Source organism: Psychrobacter sp., assembly GCF_035469765.1.
Classification (GTDB): domain Bacteria; phylum Pseudomonadota; class Gammaproteobacteria; order Pseudomonadales; family Moraxellaceae; genus Psychrobacter.
The window spans coordinates 1-2,911 of record NZ_DATIRM010000163.1; the positions used below are offsets into that span (position 1 = coordinate 1).

5 protein-coding genes are annotated in these 2,911 nt (G+C 43.5%); 2 read left to right on the top strand and 3 right to left on the bottom strand.

Annotated features, from left to right (window positions below; all coding sequences use genetic code 11):
• Nucleotides 1-488, top strand: a 488-nt coding sequence (locus VLN09_RS04740) for a tRNA (cytidine(34)-2'-O)-methyltransferase (RefSeq protein ID WP_325244181.1), incomplete at its 5' end; no start/stop codon positions are given.
• Nucleotides 489-516: 28 nt separating this feature from the next.
• On the opposite strand, the gene VLN09_RS04745 is transcribed toward VLN09_RS04740, so the two are convergent.
• Complete coding sequence (locus tag VLN09_RS04745; RefSeq protein WP_325244183.1) at nt 517-1,611, bottom strand: transposase; 1,095 nt, start codon at nt 1,609-1,611, stop codon at nt 517-519.
• Nucleotides 1,612-1,658: 47 nt separating this feature from the next.
• Between VLN09_RS04745 and tnpA the strand changes: the two genes are divergently transcribed.
• Nucleotides 1,659-2,072, top strand: coding sequence for an IS200/IS605 family transposase (gene tnpA, locus VLN09_RS04750; protein ID WP_325244185.1), 414 nt, complete (start codon nt 1,659-1,661; stop codon nt 2,070-2,072).
• 109 nt (nt 2,073-2,181) lie between these two features.
• Here the strand turns inward: tnpA and VLN09_RS04755 are convergent, their stop codons facing one another.
• Together VLN09_RS04755 and VLN09_RS04760 are read right to left on the bottom strand one after the other, a co-directional pair.
• Nucleotides 2,182-2,538 carry a TusE/DsrC/DsvC family sulfur relay protein gene (locus tag VLN09_RS04755; RefSeq protein ID WP_325244187.1) on the bottom strand — a complete coding sequence of 119 codons (357 nt, stop codon included), beginning with the start codon at nt 2,536-2,538 and terminating at the stop codon, nt 2,182-2,184.
• A partial coding sequence (locus VLN09_RS04760) for a hypothetical protein (protein WP_325244189.1) occupies nt 2,535-2,911 on the bottom strand: 377 nt, incomplete at its 5' end. The genes VLN09_RS04755 and VLN09_RS04760, both read right to left, overlap by 4 nt.

A 2,911-nucleotide genomic window follows, 5' to 3' on the forward strand; every position in this document is an offset into this window, starting at 1 on the left:
ATAGTGGGGCGCAGCTGCATTTGGTTAGACCGTTAGGGTTTGAGCTGGATGATAAAAAATTGCGCCGTGCAGGATTGGATTATCATGAGTATGCCCATTTGCAAGTACATGACGATTGGTCAGTGGCAAAACAGGCATTACAAGATGCTGATTGTCATACCATTACTGCGCTGACGACCAAGTTAAGCAAACCCTTTTATGATTATGATTTTGGCGGGCAAGCTGATAAGCAGTCAGGCAGTGAGTCTTCAGGACATAATATCGCCATGGTTTTTGGCTCAGAAACAGCGGGACTGACAGATGATATACGGGAGGATATTGGCGCTGATAACTGGCTTCGGTTACCGATGTTGGCGGATTCGCGCAGTTTGAATCTGTCGAACAGTGTGGCAATATGCTTATATGAGGTATGGCGACAGCAAGGATTTTATGGTGATGAAGGTCGTAGTGTTGGCTATGAGACACTGACCGTCTACGACCCTAAATAGTATTCTTTATTTTGACTCCCTCCCCTCCCTAAACGGAGGGGATTCCTACAGCTAGACGCTCAAGCCCGAGCGCAAGAATATTCTTTGCCGCATTAATATCACGGTCATGAGTGACACCGCACCCGCAAAGCCATTCTCTGATTCCTAAACCTATCCTACCTTTCGGACTGTTTTGGCGTGAGCCACAACACGAACAAGTTTGGGTGGTGTAACTTTCATTTACCTCGTCATAGTAGCAACCTGCGTTCTCGCATTTATAGGTCAGTTGCCGCTTAACTTCAAACCAACCAGCGTCATAGACGGACTTGGCTAGCTTGGTTGAGGTAAATGATTTTGATTGAAGCTTGCCGATAATGATTATTTTATTAGTCTTGGCAAGATTGGTGGTGAATTTATGGATCAAGTCTTGGCGGGTGTTTTTAATCTTGGCATGAATTGCCTTAACCCGCTTTTTATTCTTAGCTCTTTGAGCGATACCTAATTTTGGGGCGTATTTATGGGTCAGTTTGGTGGCTAAAACCTCACCATTGCTTGTCGTTGCTGAATCTTTGCAACCCAAATCAATGCCAGTCTTGCCACCACCGCACTCAATTTTTAGGTATTCTTTGACGGTGATACACGCATACCAAAACCCACGGCTGTCCTGCACCAACTCACAAGTATTAATGGTGTAGAGGGCTAAATTGTAGCTATCCCAAACGTCAATGGTCAGCTTTTTACCTTTAGCAAGGCTGAGTTGAATGGTGGATTTAAGGGTTTTCTTACCCACCTTTTTGATACCCATGTATTTAATGGCAGTTTTTTTGAAAGGAATCCAGCCCAAGCTTTTACGCTTGGCTTTAGGGTTATTGGTACGCCAATTTAACTTGGCTTTTTTAAATTGTTTGCGGCTTTTAGCATGAGTTTCGGTGATAGCTTGCAAGGTTTGGCTGTGCAAATTCAAAAACTCACCGCTACCTTTCGTGTAAATCGCCAAATCATAGGCTGAACAGAAATGCCCTGTGCGCTGCAAATGCTTAAAACTCAAATCATTCACATAGTTCCACACAAAATTAACCGCGCCAGCCAATTTATTTAGCTGGTTTGCGTGTTTATCTTTAATGCGTAACTTGAGTGTTTTCATAGGATGGATTATAATTATTTATCTTATTTTACATTTGGTCTAACGTTATGTCAAACACATTAAGGCGTGGTAGACAGGTTGTTTACAATATCCATGTTCATTTGGTCTTTGTCACTAAATACAGAGGCAAAGTGTTTTCCAAAGAGATATTGGACGAGCTGAGGTTGATATTAAATCAAGTGTGTCAGGATTTTGATGCAGAGCTAGTGGAATTTAATGGTGAGCAGGATCATGTTCACCTTTTGGTGAATTACCCGCCAAAAGTCAGTGTTTCATCGCTAGTAAATAGCTTGAAAGGCGTGTCTAGCAGAATGATTCGTAAAAAGAATTACGCATCGATCAATCGGCAGCTTTGGGGTAATGCTCTGTGGTCGCCTAGTTATTTTGCATCAAGTTGCGGTGGTGCTTCAATTAATGTTGTTAGGCAGTACATTGAGCAGCAGCAAGAAGTGCCTAGCTAACAATGCCTTACATCCACGCCCTGTAAGGACGTGGTTTTACGGCACTTTTTGATAAAAAATTATCAAAGGCAGATAAAGAAAACGATTTATCTGCCTTTTTTATGGGCATTTATAAGCAATTGGGCGGTTTGGGCAGCCCAGCAAGGCGATTGACGTGGCGGGCGACCAAGCCAGTATTGAATAACTGCTGCAACTTTTGATTGCTGATGTCATCATCAGGTAAAGTCTGCTGCAGCCATTTGATTAGGGGGCGCGTAGCGGGGGCGTGATTGAATTTTACAAAAAATGCTCGTACTTGCTGCAACACAGCTAAGCGCTCAGCGTCTAAACCTACGTCCAAGGTATTGGCTAACTGCTGTGCGATAACGGGCGTCCAGATGGTGTGGTCGCATAAATGCCCATCTTGGTCTAATGCTACATCGATTGTGCTCAGCGAGGATGGAGACATGTCAGTAGAAATACTCATAAGGCAATCGTCACCACTTTATCAAAGCGACTATCTTGGGTCATCGTTACCCATTCAGCATCGCTTAAAATACCAGTGAGCTTTGCTGCTAGATTAAGCTTCGCTGCGGTGTTTTCATGCAGATGTGCCACATCATCAGCAAGCGCGTAAATACCGGCAATGGTTTCTATCTCCATAGTCTCAATATCACCCAAATACGTATTGAGCCAATCTATATACGCGACGGTCGTGCCCAATAAAAGGATACTGTCGCCCGCCTGCCACGACAGAGCCATTTGTTCTGTACTACGTCTAAGCGTATCCATGCTGCTATGTAATTGATATAAAGTTGCCATACTCGTGTCCAATGGTTTGCTAGAGTCGATTTTAAAAT

Excerpts from the sequence above, each read along its gene's own strand:
- VLN09_RS04745 (WP_325244183.1), bottom strand. The coding sequence starts at position 1,611 with ATGAAAACACTCAAGTTACGCATTAAAGATAAACACGCAAACCAGCTA.
- tnpA (WP_325244185.1), top strand. The coding sequence starts at position 1,659 with ATGTCAAACACATTAAGGCGTGGTAGACAGGTTGTTTACAATATCCAT.
- VLN09_RS04755 (WP_325244187.1), bottom strand. The coding sequence starts at position 2,538 with ATGAGTATTTCTACTGACATGTCTCCATCCTCGCTGAGCACAATCGAT.